General features: G+C 66.5%; 10 protein-coding genes and 8 pseudogenes. 8 read left to right on the forward strand and 10 right to left on the reverse strand.

Annotated features, from left to right (window positions below; translation table 11 throughout):
* Positions 1–743 precede the first annotated feature (743 nt).
* Positions 744–998: pseudogene (locus tag ACZ50K_RS36880) on the forward strand (transposase); the annotation flags it as partial.
* Between the two features lie 163 nt (positions 999–1,161).
* Here ACZ50K_RS36880 and ACZ50K_RS36885 read toward each other — a convergent pair.
* The 3 genes and pseudogenes from ACZ50K_RS36885 to ACZ50K_RS36895 form a co-directional block, all read right to left on the reverse strand.
* Positions 1,162–1,393, reverse strand: a pseudogene (locus tag ACZ50K_RS36885) (helix-turn-helix domain-containing protein); the annotation flags it as partial.
* Positions 1,394–1,449: 56 nt separating this feature from the next.
* Positions 1,450–2,166, reverse strand: a pseudogene (locus ACZ50K_RS36890) (transposase family protein).
* A gap of 53 nt (positions 2,167–2,219) precedes the next feature.
* Complete coding sequence (locus ACZ50K_RS36895) at positions 2,220–2,402, reverse strand: hypothetical protein (RefSeq protein ID WP_468911697.1); 183 nt, start codon at positions 2,400–2,402, stop codon at positions 2,220–2,222.
* Positions 2,403–2,759: 357 nt separating this feature from the next.
* Here ACZ50K_RS36895 and ACZ50K_RS36900 point away from each other — a divergent pair.
* Positions 2,760–3,257, forward strand: a pseudogene (locus tag ACZ50K_RS36900) (IS110 family transposase); the annotation flags it as partial.
* A 225-nt stretch (positions 3,258–3,482) separates the two neighbouring features.
* On the opposite strand, the gene ACZ50K_RS36905 reads toward ACZ50K_RS36900, so the two are convergent.
* The 4 genes from ACZ50K_RS36905 to ACZ50K_RS36920 all read right to left on the reverse strand — a co-directional run bounded on the left by ACZ50K_RS36905 (position 3,483) and on the right by ACZ50K_RS36920 (position 6,366).
* Positions 3,483–3,977, reverse strand: coding sequence for a transglycosylase SLT domain-containing protein (locus tag ACZ50K_RS36905; RefSeq protein ID WP_468911699.1), 495 nt, complete (start codon positions 3,975–3,977; stop codon positions 3,483–3,485).
* Positions 3,978–4,241: 264 nt separating this feature from the next.
* Positions 4,242–4,568, reverse strand: coding sequence for a histone-like nucleoid-structuring protein Lsr2 (locus ACZ50K_RS36910; protein ID WP_468911701.1), 327 nt, complete (start codon positions 4,566–4,568; stop codon positions 4,242–4,244).
* 156 nt (positions 4,569–4,724) lie between these two features.
* Positions 4,725–5,657, reverse strand: coding sequence for a hypothetical protein (locus ACZ50K_RS36915; RefSeq protein ID WP_468911704.1), 933 nt, complete (start codon positions 5,655–5,657; stop codon positions 4,725–4,727).
* A 298-nt stretch (positions 5,658–5,955) separates the two neighbouring features.
* Positions 5,956–6,366: a hypothetical protein gene (locus tag ACZ50K_RS36920; protein ID WP_468911707.1), complete on the reverse strand. Its 411-nt coding sequence runs from the start codon at positions 6,364–6,366 to the stop codon at positions 5,956–5,958.
* A gap of 614 nt (positions 6,367–6,980) precedes the next feature.
* Here ACZ50K_RS36920 and ACZ50K_RS36925 point away from each other — a divergent pair.
* Positions 6,981–8,279, forward strand: a complete 1,299-nt coding sequence (locus ACZ50K_RS36925) for an LCP family protein (RefSeq protein WP_468911710.1) — start codon at positions 6,981–6,983, stop codon at positions 8,277–8,279.
* Between the two features lie 62 nt (positions 8,280–8,341).
* Here ACZ50K_RS36925 and ACZ50K_RS36930 read toward each other — a convergent pair whose 3' ends face one another.
* The gene (locus ACZ50K_RS36930; protein WP_468911713.1) at positions 8,342–9,331 is read right to left on the reverse strand and encodes a hypothetical protein; all 990 of its coding nucleotides are present in this window, start codon (positions 9,329–9,331) and stop codon (positions 8,342–8,344) included.
* 361 nt (positions 9,332–9,692) lie between these two features.
* On the opposite strand from ACZ50K_RS36930, the pseudogene ACZ50K_RS36935 reads away from it, so the two are divergent.
* Positions 9,693–9,869 (forward strand): annotated as a pseudogene (locus tag ACZ50K_RS36935) (transposase); the annotation flags it as partial.
* 127 nt (positions 9,870–9,996) lie between these two features.
* Here the strand turns inward: ACZ50K_RS36935 and ACZ50K_RS36940 are convergent.
* Positions 9,997–10,086 (reverse strand): annotated as a pseudogene (locus tag ACZ50K_RS36940) (IS5 family transposase); the annotation flags it as partial.
* A gap of 133 nt (positions 10,087–10,219) precedes the next feature.
* Here ACZ50K_RS36940 and ACZ50K_RS36945 point away from each other — a divergent pair.
* The 3 genes and pseudogenes from ACZ50K_RS36945 (at position 10,220) to ACZ50K_RS36955 (ending at position 13,875) form a co-directional block, all read left to right on the forward strand.
* On the forward strand, positions 10,220–10,573 hold the full coding sequence (locus tag ACZ50K_RS36945) for a hypothetical protein (protein WP_468911716.1): 354 nt from the start codon (positions 10,220–10,222) through the stop codon (positions 10,571–10,573).
* A gap of 108 nt (positions 10,574–10,681) precedes the next feature.
* The gene (locus tag ACZ50K_RS36950; protein ID WP_468911718.1) at positions 10,682–12,433 is read left to right on the forward strand and encodes an NAD-dependent malic enzyme; all 1,752 of its coding nucleotides are present in this window, start codon (positions 10,682–10,684) and stop codon (positions 12,431–12,433) included.
* Between the two features lie 374 nt (positions 12,434–12,807).
* Positions 12,808–13,875 (forward strand): annotated as a pseudogene (locus tag ACZ50K_RS36955) (IS630 family transposase).
* A gap of 5 nt (positions 13,876–13,880) precedes the next feature.
* On the opposite strand, the gene ACZ50K_RS36960 reads toward ACZ50K_RS36955, so the two are convergent.
* The gene (locus ACZ50K_RS36960; protein ID WP_468911721.1) at positions 13,881–14,075 is read right to left on the reverse strand and encodes a hypothetical protein; all 195 of its coding nucleotides are present in this window, start codon (positions 14,073–14,075) and stop codon (positions 13,881–13,883) included.
* 337 nt (positions 14,076–14,412) lie between these two features.
* On the opposite strand from ACZ50K_RS36960, the pseudogene ACZ50K_RS36965 reads away from it, so the two are divergent.
* Positions 14,413–14,502, forward strand: a pseudogene (locus ACZ50K_RS36965) (IS5/IS1182 family transposase); the annotation flags it as partial.

A 14,502-nucleotide genomic window follows, 5' to 3' on the forward strand; every position in this document is an offset into this window, starting at 1 on the left:
ACCCCGGTACTCCAGTCGCTGCAGCCCTTCCAGCAGCAGCGGCGCGACGTCACGCTTGCCGATGTATCCGACGATTCCGCACATATGGTTCTGCCTCCAAATTGAATGGACAGCCATCGGCCTCCACAACTCGTTGAATGCTCAGACGGTGTAGAGGGCACGGTGTCCCGTGCCTCGGACAAAGAGCACACGGTCAGGACGGAAGCGTCCTGCCGGCGAAACGATCATAAATTCCGGGCACCTAAGAACGCTTTAATCCCAGACTGTCGCCCACACAACCCCGCGGCGTCCGTGTGCCGTTACCGCCCGTCGTGGCGTGTATGTCAGGCATCGCGCCTATCCGGCATGATCTAAGAAATTCCGGCCTCCAGGACCGCGCTCGCGGGGCGGGGCGCACGCGGACCCTGGAGGCCGACGCCAAGCAGAGTGTGAACGCTGCGTGCCTGACATGAAGGAAGGTTACGAGGCATCAGGCGTGACGGCCTGGGTCTTTAGTCCCGTCCCGCAGGGACTTATGACCCCCGCCTCTGCCACCTCCCTCAGCAGAGCCGATCCGGAGGTCCTTTCGGCCTGTTACGGGCGGAAAGCGGATGACAGCAGGAGCATTTCTGCTGGCCAGATTGCCTGTAATGGTCTGTACCAGTGCGGCTGTTGGGCTCGGGGCCACGGTCGGCGGCAGGGTTTCGCGCCGTCTGCTTCGAGTGCCGGTCCGCACGCCTGGGCCGGCTGGGTAGCTCGGAACCATGCCTGAACGCCGCCGCTATCCGAGGCACCTCTCCGATGCCCGGTGGGAGCTGGTCGAGCCGGTGCTGACTGCCTGGCGGTCCGCGTGCCGAGGCCGCGTCCTGGACATCGGCCGGCCGCCCGACCACGACCTTCGAAGTCTGCTCGACGCCGTCCTGTACGTGAACCGGACGAGCATCCCCTGGCGGTACCTGTCGCACGACTACCCGCGCTGGAACACCGTCTACGCCCACTTCGCCCGCTGGCAGGAAGAGAGGGGTCTTCGGCCAGTGAGGCGGCCCCCGGGGTGTGGACACGCGGTTCATGCTGCGAGAGCGCGTCTACGTTCTCGCTGGTGCTGCTGTTCGAACTCGACGGGTGACAGGTAGCCGAGGCTGCTGTGAAGCCTGCGCGTTGTAGTAGGTGAGCCACTGGACTCTTCGGGCGCTTGGCCGCCTGCAGAGCCTCCCACTGGGCGACCGTCGCGCGGTACTCCTGCTTGCCGGCGCGTGTGGCGGCGTTGCGACGCAGTTCGCGAGAGATGGTCCCGCGGTCACGACCCAGGACACGGGCGATCTCACGCACGCCCTTGTTCATCGCCCCGAGGATCGCGATCTCCTCGCGCTCGGGACGGATCAGGCCGCCCCGGCGAACGCATCGCCGACCGCAACGCAGGATCAGCACGCCACTGCCGACGCCGACCCTCCGGAACATCAGTGAGCTTCTTCAGCGTTGCTTCTCCAGGGTGAGGAAGGCCTTGGTCATTGACGTGAGCGTGTTGGGGCTGACGCGGGCTCTGCGGAAGATCCGCCAGGCCTTGAGGCGGGCGAAGGCTCGTTCCACGGGTGATCGGAGTCGGGCGTGTGCCCGGTTGACGGACTGCCCGGTTGACGGACTTCTCCTTGACAGTGAGCTCACGGTCCCGGCGCCTTTTGACGGGTGTGGCGAAGGTTCCGTCGGCGCCTTGGTAGGCCCTGTCCGCAAGGGCGCGGATCTTCAGCCGCTCACAGGGTTGATGATGTTGTGGGTGCGGACGGCGGTGATGTCCGCGGTCCGTCCGGGCAGGGCGGACGAATACCAGAGGAGTTCGCCTACCGGACCTGTCACCGCCTGGATGTTCACGCCGTGCTTGCGGTGCTTGCCGGAGTAGTCGTCCTGGCCGTTGCCGGCGCGGTCGCACTTGGCGAGCGTGCCGTCCACGAGCACGTACTCGGGACGTGCCTGCCGCGGTGCGCGGGTGAGTGAGGGAACGCGGGCAGCCAGGTGTGTGATCACGCTGTGTACATAGGTGTGGGCCGTGCTCTCGCTGATCCTGAACCCGGCCGCGATCTGGGCGAAGGTGTCGTGCTTGCGCAGATACACGAGTGGGCTCACCCTCAGCTGTCTGGCGACCTCAAGCGGCTTGATCCTCCGCCCGAACAAGTCGGCTGCCTGCCCCCGCACCTTCTCCCAGCCCCGTCAGACACTCCGCGAAGAATCACCCTGGCGAGCCGAGGTCAGTAAAGTCCTGGCCGTCCAGCGGGCTGCTCGCGGACGATGTACGAGTCGATGATCCAGTCGAAAGCCGAGTCCACGACCTTCCGGTGGCCGGCGGGTCGGGTCGGGGCCGGTGCCGGCTTGCTCCCTCCCGTGATGCGGGCGTAGGGGTTGCTGCCGTGGATGCTCAGGCTCGGTGTCATCGTCCTGCTCTCTTTCTGGTGACGTACTCCCGTTCTACGCCTGTGACGAGTCCTGCCCGTCAGCCGATTGGGGGGCTTGGGCGGGGGGTGGCAGATCCCCCCGATATGTTCTTCGCGGTTCTGCAAGAGGGCCGCTGGCCTCCGGGCCAGATATGACTGTTGCCCCCTGTCGAACGGATGACCTGGGGGTGGTGTCGCCGGGCCAGAGGGGCGCCGTCGGAGACGCTGCTGAGAGGTCCGACCACCGCCTGGCCGGGCGCAATGCCCGGCCGTGTCCGGGCGGCAGGTCTGCATAACGTGGATGCGCGAGGACGGCCCCGACGCCCAGGCCAGCATCGATATCGAGTGAGTGGGGGCATGCTGATCGACACCGGCAGCGTGGGCGTGTTCCTCGGCCTGGGCGTGGGCAAGAGCACGCACCATGGACACGGGCTGACCCCGGCCGGGAAGAAGGTCTTCGACAAGCCGCTGCCCGACAGCGAGCCGAAGCTGCGGGCCGTCTTGGAGAAACTGGCCGCGAAGTTCGGCACCGTTCTGGTGGTCGTGGACCAGCCCGCCTCCATCGGCGCCCTGCCGCTGACTGTCGCCCGCGATGCCGGCTGCCAGGTCGCCTACCTGCCTGGACTGGCGATGCGACGGATCGCCGACCTCTACCCCGGCGAGGCGAAGACCGACGCCAAGGACACTGCGGTGATCGCGGACGCCGCACGGACGGTGCCGCACACCCTGCGCTCCCTGGAGGTGACCGACGACACCACCGCCGAGCTCACCGTCCTCGTTGGGTTCGACCAGGACCTCGCGGCCGAGGCCACCCGCACCTCCAACCTGATATGCGGCCTGCTCACCCAGTTCCACTCAGGGGTCCGAGCCTTCGCCTGCGGCCTGGCGGATCTTCCACAGAGCCCGCGTCAGCCCCAACACTCTCACGTCAATGACCAAGGCCGTCCTCACCCTGGAGAAGCAACGCTGAAGAAGCTCAATGAGCTCTTTCAACGCGCCCACCGATCGGGTGACATGCCTTCGGCGTCTCTGCAGATCAGGCCCCAGAGAGTCCTCGGGTCAAGTCCAGACTGAAAACGCTCAGTAGGAGCTGTGGACGTTGTCGATGGAGCCATAACGGTGGGCCGCGTAATTGCTGGCGGCGACGATGTTGGCTACCGGGTTGAAGGGGTCCGAGGAGGTACCCGACACGTGGTAGGTCTTGAACGTCGGGTCGATGATCTGGAGGAGGCCCTTGGAAGCCGTGCCCTTGGCAGCGTTCGAGTCCCAGTTGTTCACGGCACCCGGATTACCCGAGGATTCGCGCAGGATGTTGTTCTTGATGCCCGCATAGGAGCCGGGGATGCCCTTGTCCTTCATGACCTTGAGGGCGTCGTTGATCCAGACGTCCAGCTGGCCGTGGGACGTGGGGAGGCTGGAAGTAGAGGTGATTGCGGTTCGCGGCAGGCTCTGGGGCAGACTGGCGGCCTGAGCGGGATGGGTGGTGAAAACCGCGGCTGCCACGCCTCCTCCGATGAGCAAACCGGCCACGACTCGGCGGGCGACGGTCGAGCGGACGTCGGAAATGCGCTGCATGACTAGGCCTTCGATAGGGGATATGGGGGCTGATTCCGTCGGTTGATCCTGACTGCCGGCGTCTCAACACCCTCATAGCCTGCGTGGGCCTGGAAGAGGATTCGCCCCCCGATAGGGGGGCGGGAACGGATGAGTCACGTCACCACGAGATGGGGGAGGTAAACCGCCGCCCGTCCCCCATCACCGCAGGTCAGACCACAGAAGACCGCGCCGGGGCGCGGTCTTCCGCCGTCCCGCACCCGCGGAGACCCGAGAGGACCGATCTCAGTGAGCGGCTGCGTATGCCTCGCGGACCTCTTTCGACACCCGCCCACGACCGTTCACCTCAAAGCCCTTCGCCTTGGCCCATGCCCGAATCACGGACGCATCGGAATCAGCGGTGTGACGCTTCGAAGGCTTTCCGCGCTCCCGGCCCGAACGACGCCCTGCGTTCAGGAACGGAGCCATCGCTTCGAGCAGCTTGTCGTAGCTGTCCGGAGCAAGGTCGACCTCGTAGGCGATGCCGTCGAGCACGAGGTTGTGGGTGGAGACATCCTGGGACTCTTCACCAGTCATGTCATCGGTGTAGATAGTTACGATTTTCTGGGCCATGGCAAGATTATAAGGCTGCGCAAGCCGAATATCTCGTGCAGGTGGAGAATACCCGGGTCAGTGGGTGACCCATGCCCGCACATTTGGGAGTCTTCATATAGCGGGCTCGGGTTCGAGCCCGCTCGGTCGATGTGCACCCCCCTGACTTACCGCATCTCATGCGCGGGCCGTCGACATCAGGACCGTGCCGGAGGGCGCAGAGGTGTCCCTTCCCCAACCGCCTTGGCGTGCTCCGGCCTCCCAGACCCAGCCGTCGAAGGCTACACGCTGGATCCCGAGCGAATCCGCGTGTGCCACCGCCCAGCGGGCGACCGCCCGGGCCCGGTCACCGCTGGCGGGCCCGCCGGCCACCGGCACGGCGATGCCCGAGTCCGGGTGTCGGCCAGTGCCCGTCACACCGGCAGATCCTGCGCCGGGAACGACGTCAGCGCCGAAGGCGCGGATCAACTCCTGCCGTACAGTTCCGGTATTCCCATGCCGCTCCGCCGTCGGTACCGAACAGCGCAGGGCAACCCCGTTCTGCCCGGTCAAGGCCGAGGCGAGCAGGTGGGCCCGGGACTCGTGCTTGGCGTACGCATCGGGGTAGGCGCTCCGCTGCACCCGCTGCGCGGCCACCGTCAGAGGCAGCTCCTCGTACCGGCCGACCTTCGTCAGTTCCCGGTAGAAACGGCTGCTGGCGTGGATTGGGTCCATGACCTGCTCGGGGGTACCCCATCCATAGGAGGGACGCTGCTGGAACAGGCCGAGCGAATCCCGGTCTCCGTAGGAGAGATTACGCATGCTCGATTCCTGGAAGGCCGTCGCCAGAGCGATGGTGACCGCTCGGTGGGAGAGCTCCCTGGAGGTACCGACCGCTGCGATGGTCGCGGCATGCGCCGTCTGCTGGGTGGTCAGGGAGGTCGTGTCTCCTGTGGCGGTATCAGTCACGGTGCAGCGGCCGTGGTGACTGTCGGAGGTAACCAGCACGGCCAGAAAACCCAGGACAAACGCGAACGTGACCCCTCCCGCCCAGCGTCGTCCCCGCCGCCGGCGCAGCCGTTGGCGCTCGTGGCGTCGGCTGCCGGGCTGGGAATTCGGGGAGCTGGCCATACGGCAACCGTATGAGGAGCCACCGGCCGAAATCATGCCTGCACGCGCAGGTTCAGGGGCACGGCCGCACACGGCCGGCGCGCCGCCGCGGACCTCTGCCCGCGTGGCCGATAAACCGCCCGGCGGGCTCGCGCCGCTGATTCGGACGAAGGGAATGCCCCATTCGCCCGCCCCTGATCGCGGTCCGGACCGCACCGCTCTAGCGTGACGGTCATCGAGGCGCACGACCCACGGGCGGAAACGGTTCCGCGGCTGCTCCTCGGAGATCCGGAGGACCAACCATGCGTGCGATCCGCACCTATGCCGCCGCTGGCCTGACCGCGACCGCCGCAGCTCTGTTCACCAGCGCCTGTTCCGGGCCTGGGACGCCAGCATCCGGTGAAGGGCCACCCGCTGTGCCACGCGTCGCCTCATTCACGTTCTCGATATCCCCTTCGAGGGTGGCACCCGGCGGATTCGTCGAGCTCGCAGTATCCGGCTGCACTGAGCCCTTCGCCAGCGCGGCCTCCTTGGATTCGGAGATTTTCAGCGCGGTGAGCATCCCCCGTGGTGTTCCCACCCGGATCACCATCGCCGCGAGTGCGGCCAGTGGCCCCCACTCGGTGACCTTCACCTGCGGCGAGGAGGAGGTCTCGGCTGATCTCATCGTCGACGCCACCGCCGGTTCACCTACCCCGCGGCCCACCAGCGCGTCCCCCATACGTTCCATCAGCCCCGCCCCTGCACGGTCCCGCCCCACCCCCACACGTTCCAGCAGTTCGCCGCCGCCCCGCGCCATCGGCACTCCGTCGGCCGTGTCGACTGCTCCGCGCCGCACGCCCGCCGAGCAGCCACGCTCACCTGCCCCTTCCATTCCGGTAGCCCCGCGCACCTCCTCTGCCGTCGAACCGCCGACCGTCGGCAAAGACGTGCTTCCGCCGGCCCTGCCCCCCGTCACGCCGTCGCCCCGGGATGTCGGTACGGCGCCGGCAGTGCAGCCTCGCCCGGTCGCACCGGTCCCACCCCCCGTAGCCGAACCGCGATATCCGCGCCCGGACACTCCGGCCGTCGAGAGTTCCGCCGCCGCCATCGCTCCGACCGTTCCGACAGTTCCCATGGGCGTTCGTGGAGGAATCGGCGGAAGCATCGCCGCGATGGACGCGAAGGAGATCGGAGCCGGTGGAGCCCTGGTACTGACGGCCGCCACCGGGATCGCCTTCGCCGTACGCCGTCGCGCCGGATCCCGCAACCATTGAGAAGGACCGCCGGGGCGCCGCACCACGACAACTGACCGATAGGTGCTCATGGTCGTACCGTTAACCAGGCAGATCCCATCCTTGGCCCATGAACGAATGGCCTGCTGGATGGAGCGATGGCCGCGGCCACCGGGACCACGCCTCCCCGCACGGATCGCCGCCCGGGGAGGCTAGTACCGGGTGGCAGGCGGGCTACGGGCCGCGTCCCACCATCCCGCCGGTCCCCCGGCAGCCCGGCGCACCGGACCCGTCGGCCCGGTGGATCCCGAACCATGACGCATATGCTGGCCACGGAGACGGCTACAACAAGGGGCATGTCTACGGCCTGCCCGCCCACCGGGTGGGTCTGGCCGGGCCGCAGTTCCCGCTGGGCCTCCCCGGATGGGAGCCCGCTCGCGGACCGCAGGGACCGCGCCTGGGCAGGCGCCTCAAGATCGGCGCGATCATCCTGCTCTCCGCATTCATCTCGACGTTCGTCGGTACCTACTGCTGGGCCGACTCCAAGGTCCGCCGGGAAGTGGACCTGTCCAAGGTAATCGAGCGGCCGGCGGCGGGGCCCTGCACCACATATCTGATCGTGGGTTCCGACAGTAGGGAGGGAATGTCCGCCAAGGACAAGAAGAGGCTCCACACCGGTTCGGCCGAGGGCAAGCGGTCCGACTCGACGCTGATCCTCGCGAAGTGCTCCACTGGGACCACCATGGTTTCGCTGCCGCGCGACTCGGAGGTGGAGATCCCCTCCTTCGTCGGCTCCGAGTCGGGCCGGACCTATCCGGGCAAGGGGCAGCGGGTCAAGTTGAACACGGCGTACGCGATGGACGGCGCGGAGCTGCTGGTGCGGGTAGTGGAGTACAACACCGGGCTGCGCATCGACCACTACGTGGAGATCGGCTTCGCGGGGTTCGCGAACATCGTGGATGCCGTGGGCGGGGTGGACCTCGACATAGAGACGGCGTTCAAGGACAAGAAGGCGGGAGCCGACTTCCAGGCCGGTCGGCAGACACTCAACGGTGAGCAGGCCCTGGCCTTCGTCAGGACCCGGTACGCCTTCGCCGAGTCGGACCTCCAGCGGACCAAGAACCAGCAGAAGTTCCTGGCGGCGCTCGCCTCTCAGTCGGCAACCCCCTCCACGCTCCTCAATCCGTTCGCCCTCTACCCCCTGCTGAGCGCGAGCCTGGACACCGTGATCGTGGACAAGGACATGACCCTGCGGGACCTGGGTCGCATGTTCCTCGCGATGAAGGATGTCAGCGGCGGTACCGGAGTCTCGATGAACATACCTCTCTCGGGGGAGCGGCACGGAAACCTTCTCTGGGACAAGGCGAAGGTCCGGCAACTCGTCCAGCAGATCCAGAACGACGAAACGGTCACCGTCCGCGGCCGGTAGCCGGCGTCCCCGCGCCTGCACTGCGGGGACGCCGCGCTCAACCGCCGGCGACGGTCGAATGGTCAGGAAACGCCGGTGTTGCTACGGCCGCAGAAGGACGCCTTCTCGGAGGCGCTCATGGCGTGCTGGTTGTAGACGATGTGCATCGGCTTGTCCGAGTCCAGCCGATGCGCCGTCATGGACGGCTTCCAGTCGGTGTGGTACCACTTCCGCTTCGGGTAGGTCACGGACCAGATACCCGAGATCTTCTTCGTGGAGACCGCCGACGAAATGATGCCGACATTGCCCGGCTCGATGACCTGCGTCGCGTCGTAGTCCTTTGACAACTGCTCGCCGAACGAGGCACCGAACGTCAGGCTCAGGGTGGAATCGACGTGGCTCTTGACGTCGCCCACGCCCGCCTCAACTCCGTAGGAGGTCGACATTCCCACCTCGAAAGAGTACGAGGATGTCCTGGTGATGTTGTCATTGAACCTGATCTGCTGAGGCTGCGCCGAGCAGTTCCAGCCGAACATTTCGTCCTTCATAGATGTCGGAACGTACTCGACCTTCGCATCAGGGGTAAAGGTGCACTTGGCCTTTCCGGAGTTGCAGTCGTCGTCGGCCTCCTTGGCCGACAGCCCACCGTGCAAGGACAGGGCGTTGGTGCGGTTGTCGCCCTTGGACATGTCCATCTTGTAGTTCTGGCCGTCGAGGAGGCGGCCCAGGTCGGTGTTGTCGAAATGCTCGGAGTAGCAGCCGTTGTAAGGGGAGAACGAGCTGATCTTGTCGGTCCACCAGTGGTCCGAGGTCTGGCCGAGGTCTTTCACCACGCGCTCACGGCCGGGATAGCAGTTTCCGCCGGTTCCCCAGACCACGAGGGCGTAGCCGCGGTAGTCCATGTGCTCGAACTCGATAGACAGGATGCGCCGGTCGCCGGGGGCCTCGTTGACTGCCTGGGCGAAGTTCGGGCTGTAAATGGCTGCACGAGGATCCCAACGCCATACGGAGGCGTCGACGGTATTCCCGCTTGCGTACTGAACCGCTTCATCGAAGAACGTGAAGCACTTCATTTCCTGTGTGTAGGACGCGGAAGGCGTTGCCCTAACGGCGCAGTTGTGCGGGAGAGGGTCGGCCGCGATGGCCGGAGAAACGGCTGTAGCTATTCCGAATAACGCCAGGGAGGTTGCGATTGCAGTGATTGATCCTGAGCGGCTTCGCGATTTAGGCGTCACGTTTTCTCCTGTTGTCAAGGGGCCGGAGGTGCTGCCCCCGCTGGCTGGACGCCCTGACTAGACAACAACATAGATCAAATCCGCAACGAATAAGCAGATAAGTTGAGGTTTATTTGAGGATGGAGTTATGGGAATATTGGAGGAGTGTTAAATTAACCTTTAGGCCGTGTCCTATGTGGTGAGGCGTCGTGATGAAGGTATGGGGAGGGGTGCGTGGAGTTGGATTGTTCCGGACGGGTTATGGGAGATCGCGGAGCCGCTGATCCCGCCGTCGAAGGTGCGGCCGCAGGGCGGCGGCGCGGCGGATACGCCTGATGAGACGCTGTTCGCGGCAATCATCTACGTTCTGGTTAGGGGGTGCGCCTGGCGGTCACTGAGCTCTTTCAACGAGCCCACCCACGGGTGACACGCCTTCAGCGTCTCTGCAGGTCAGGCCCCCAGAGAGTCCTCGGGTCAAGCCCAGACTGAAAACGCTCAATGAGAGGTCGTTTTCGTCCGATGTTTCATCCCGGGATGGGGCGTTTGATGGACGTTTTCGGGTCGCGCCAGGAGATGGTGTTCTCGCCGGTGAGGCGGCGGGCCTTGAGGTCGGTCGCCAGCCTGGAACCCCCGGCTTGAGGAAGAGGGGCTGTCCCCCGCGACGGCCCCCTGATCGGATGGTGAGAAGCCCCCACCGGCAGCGGATAGTAGGGCTATACGCCCCACCGCCCCACCGGAACGGATCCCATGGCTTCGCTGATCAAACTCGCCTTGAAGGCCGCCACCGGCTCGCCGTGCCGACACCGGATGGGGGCCGTCGTCGCCTCGGGGCCCCGTGTCCTCGCTATCCGGACCAACATCCGTCGCAACGCGCCCCACGTCGACCACCTCAACGCCACCTTCCACGCGGAGGAGGCCGCGGTCCGCCGGGTGCGCAACCCCGCGGGAGCCGTCCTCTACGTGGCCCGGATCGACGCGGCTGGCGCCCCCGCGATGGCCCGCCCGTGCTGGCGTTGCCAGCACATGCTGGCGGCCGCCGGCGTCAGCGGCGCCTACTACACAACCTGGGACGGCTCCGTGGACTACCTGGGGATCAGCTGACCCTTCCCGAACCGGCGGGCCGGGCACGCCCCGGTTAATGTGAAGTGAGGAACAGCCACCGCTGCACACCAGTTTTCCCGGCGGCGGGCCCCGACGGGGAGGCTCACCATGACGGATGTCGAACCGGCTGCCCGCCCGGACGCCGCAGACGGCACCATCACCTCCACCACCTGGTGGAACAGCGCGGCCGAAGCATGGGAGACGACCGCGCGAGGGCGTGCCGTGCTCAGCGACCCCAGGATCGCCCGGGGGGTAGCTTTTACACGGGCCGAGCGCGACGCGCTCGGACTGACCGGGCTCCTCCCGCCCCAGATCCTCACCCTGGAGGAGCAGACCCGCCGGGCCTTCGCACAGCTACAGGAACTGTCCGAAGACACGGTGAAACACACCTACCTATCCGCCCTGCAGGACCGCAACGAGACCCTCTTCTACCGGGTGCTCCTCGACCATCTGACAGAGCTGCTGCCGATCGTCTACACCCCGACGATCGGCGACGCCATCAAGCTCTACAGCCGTGAGTTCCGCAGGCCGCAGGGCTGCTTCCTGAGCGTGGACCACCCCGAGGACATCGAGCGTTCGCTGCTCGCCTGCGGACTTCAGCCCGATGGCGTCGACCTGGTCGTCGCCACCGATGCCCAGGCGATCCTGGGCATCGGCGACTGGGGGGTCGGCGGGGTCGACATAGCCGTTGGCAAGCTCACCGTCTACACGGCCGCGGCCGGCATCGATCCGGCACGAACCCTGCCGGTGATGCTTGACGTGGGCACCGACCGGCCCGAACTGCTTGAGGACCCGCTCTACTTGGGATGCCGTCACAAGCGCGCTACTGGCGCGGAGTATGACGGCTTCATCGACCGCTACGTCCGCACGGTCCGGGCGCTCTTCCCCTCGGCACTACTGCACTGGGAGGACTTCGCCGCCCCCAACGCCCGACGGATCCTGGCCCGTTACCGTGACAAGACGTTCACCTTCAACGACGATATCCAGGGCACCGGCGCCGTCAACCTCGCCGCTGTGCTGGCGGGGGCGCGGGCGAGCGCCACGCCTCTCGTGGAGCACCGGATCGTCATCTTCGGCGCCGGAACGGCCGGCGTCGGCATTGCCGAACAGCTGTGCGCCGAGATGGTCTCCCAGGGCCTCACCAAGGCCTCGGCGCTCAGCCGGTTCTGGTGCGTGGACCGCCAGGGGCTGCTGACGACGGACATGGCAGACCTGCGGGACGACCAAGCGCCCTTCGCACGTGCTCCGGAAGAGGTCGCCGACTGGAGCGCGGCGGGCTCCGCGGCCGGCATCCCGCTGGCGGAAGTGGTCCGTCGTATCCACCCCACCATCCTGGTCGGCACGTCCGCCCAGCCCGGTGCCTTCGATGAGTCGATCGTCAAGGAGATCGCCGGGCGCGTGGAACGACCGGTGATCCTCCCCATGTCCAACCCGACCGCGCTCAGCGAGGCCACCCCAGGGGATCTGATCTCCTGGACGGACGGGCGCGTCCTGGTGGCGACGGGAAGCCCCTTCCCGCCCGTCCCTCACCGAGGAGTCATCTACACCGTCGGCCAGGCCAACAACGCCCTGGTGTTCCCGGGGCTCGCGTTGGGAGCGCTCCTGGCCAAGGCCGATCGCATCACCGACCACATGATCGCGACCGCGGCCTACGCGGTGGCCAGCTGCGCCGATGACTCGAACGCGGGAGCCCCGCTCCTGCCGCCGATCGCGGACCTTCGGAGCACCTCGGCAGCGGTCGCCCTCGCTGTGGCCCGCGCATCGGCCGAGGACGGCGTCGCCCACGGTGTTGTCGTGACTGAGGCGGACGTCAAGGCGGCCATGTGGTGGCCGCGGTACCGCCCCGTCCACGCGGTCTAACCGCCCGATTGCGCGGACCGCCCTTGCGGGCCCGCGTCAAGCCGGTCTTGGAGCCCTCTCATTCACCTCGAGAGCCTCGGTTCTTGCTGCATCTTTGCTGGTAGAGGCGTTTGGTTCGCTGGATCCAATGAAGTGACCTGCGCTTTCTCCGTGCCGCGTACCGAGGCGCCCGTCTAGGGAGACGGTCCGTTCATCGGCGTGGGTTGCCTCGGCCGCAACATCCAGATCAAGGTACTCCCGCCTGGCTGTATACGCTGCCTTCGTCGAGAACCTCGGGGACGCACAGCGTATGAGCCCGTTCGTGGCGGACTACTGAGGTTTTCGGGTTGTCGTCGGGTAGTGACGGTTCTTGATCCCTGCGGTATGCCGGTGAGGTGAGGTATCCAGAGGGCGGGGGCCTGACCGCTGAGCGTGGGGCGTTTCGTGAGGGGATCCGGCTTCAGGCTGGCGAGAGTTCGCGGCGGGTGTGAAGACTACGGTCATTGCGAAGGATCTGCGGGTGAGCGTCCGGTCGGTGGAACGCTGGCGTCGTGCCTGGCGCGGGGGCGGCATGGAGGCCTGGCGCTCAGCGGGTCCGGCGAACACCCCGACCGTCACCGATACCCAGTTCGCCGTGCTTGAGGCAGAACTCGGCAAAGGCCCGTCAGCGCACGGCTTCGACGATGAACGCTGGACCCTGGCCCGGGTCCAGACAATGATCCGGCGGCATCTTCGGGTGGGTCTGTCGGTGGCGACGGTGTGGCGGCTGCTGAACCGGCACGGCTGGTCCTGGCAGGCACCAGCCCGCAGAGCACTTGAACGCGACGAGCACGCGGTGGAACTGTGGAAGAAGGCGGTGTGGCCGCGGCTAAAAGCCTCGCGGCGGCGTCCGGCGCCTGGATCGTCTTCGAGGACGAAGCCGGCTTCTCGATGACTCCGCCCCGGGCCCGCACCTGGGGCCGGCGCGGACACACCCCCGTCATCCGGGTGCGTGGTAGGTCCCGCCGCCGGACCTCGGTCGACGCGCTGTGCTGCTACAAACCCGGTGAGAAGAGCCGTCTCATCCACCGGCCCCGGGCCCACCTCCTGCTCAAGGGCGCACGAGCTTCTCCTGGCAGGACTACCGCGACCTGCTGGTGCGGGCACATATCCAGCTCGGGGGTCCGGTCGTAGTGGTATGGGACAACCTGAACACCCACCTGGCCGCCGGGCTGAAACGGTACGAGGCCGAGCACGACTGGCTCACCACCGTCCGGCTCCCGCCCTATGCGCCCGACTTGAACCCCGTCGAGGCCGCCTGGTCCCTCGTGCGCAGAGCGATGGCCAACACCGCCTTCGACACCCCCGATGACCTCGACCGTACCCTCCGCCGCGAGTTACGCAGGATCCAGCTCCGACCCCACCTCATCGACGGCTGCCTCACCGCCACGGGTTTGGCCATCAACCCACCGACCCCACCCTGAAAACCTCAGTAAACGGCAACCACGACCATGCCATCCTCAACCGGGCCCGGGCAGTACTCTTCAAGCTGGTGGAGAGCGCCCAGCAGCACGTGGAGATCCGGCAACAGGACCTCACTGGCGTCGGCGTTCTGCACGCGATGAAGCCCATCGTCGACGTCCGGCTCTTCGACCATCGCGTAGAAGCTGAGCGACGGTGTCAAGGTCGCATCGTCCTGAGCACCCCCTCCCATCGTCTGCTCATCCGTGTTCGCGCTGTTACGTTGAGATATGAGACGCGCTTCCTGAGCGGCTCGGCGACTTCCTTGTTGAGGCCGTAGATGTTCGATTACACGAGTTCGTTGCCCGGGGTGCAGCCTGCAAGTCGCCGCCCTCCGTCCGGCGCCCCCGAGGGTGGCCGCCACACCTACGCGAACCACGCCAAGGCCGTCCTCGACGATCGCGCCCTCTACATCGGTTCGAAGATCCGCTACCCCACCTACAGTAATGCTCGGTTCCTTAGACCGTGTCCTATGTGGTGAGGCGTCGTTGACCTTGGGTATGGGGCGGGGTGTGTGGAGTTGGATTGTTCCGGACGGGTTGTGGGAGATCGCCGAACCGCTGATCCCGCCATCGAAGGTGCGGCCGCAG

This window comes from Streptomyces sp. NPDC033845, from assembly GCF_055576225.1.

Excerpts from the sequence above, each read along its gene's own strand:
- ACZ50K_RS36895 (WP_468911697.1), bottom strand. The coding sequence starts at position 2,402 with ATGACACCGAGCCTGAGCATCCACGGCAGCAACCCCTACGCCCGCATC.
- ACZ50K_RS36905 (WP_468911699.1), bottom strand. The coding sequence starts at position 3,977 with ATGCAGCGCATTTCCGACGTCCGCTCGACCGTCGCCCGCCGAGTCGTG.
- ACZ50K_RS36910 (WP_468911701.1), bottom strand. The coding sequence starts at position 4,568 with ATGGCCCAGAAAATCGTAACTATCTACACCGATGACATGACTGGTGAA.
- ACZ50K_RS36915 (WP_468911704.1), bottom strand. The coding sequence starts at position 5,657 with ATGGCCAGCTCCCCGAATTCCCAGCCCGGCAGCCGACGCCACGAGCGC.
- ACZ50K_RS36920 (WP_468911707.1), bottom strand. The coding sequence starts at position 6,366 with ATGGAACGTATGGGGGACGCGCTGGTGGGCCGCGGGGTAGGTGAACCG.
- ACZ50K_RS36925 (WP_468911710.1), top strand. The coding sequence starts at position 6,981 with ATGAACGAATGGCCTGCTGGATGGAGCGATGGCCGCGGCCACCGGGAC.
- ACZ50K_RS36930 (WP_468911713.1), bottom strand. The coding sequence starts at position 9,331 with ATGAAGTGCTTCACGTTCTTCGATGAAGCGGTTCAGTACGCAAGCGGG.
- ACZ50K_RS36945 (WP_468911716.1), top strand. The coding sequence starts at position 10,220 with ATGGCTTCGCTGATCAAACTCGCCTTGAAGGCCGCCACCGGCTCGCCG.
- ACZ50K_RS36950 (WP_468911718.1), top strand. The coding sequence starts at position 10,682 with ATGACGGATGTCGAACCGGCTGCCCGCCCGGACGCCGCAGACGGCACC.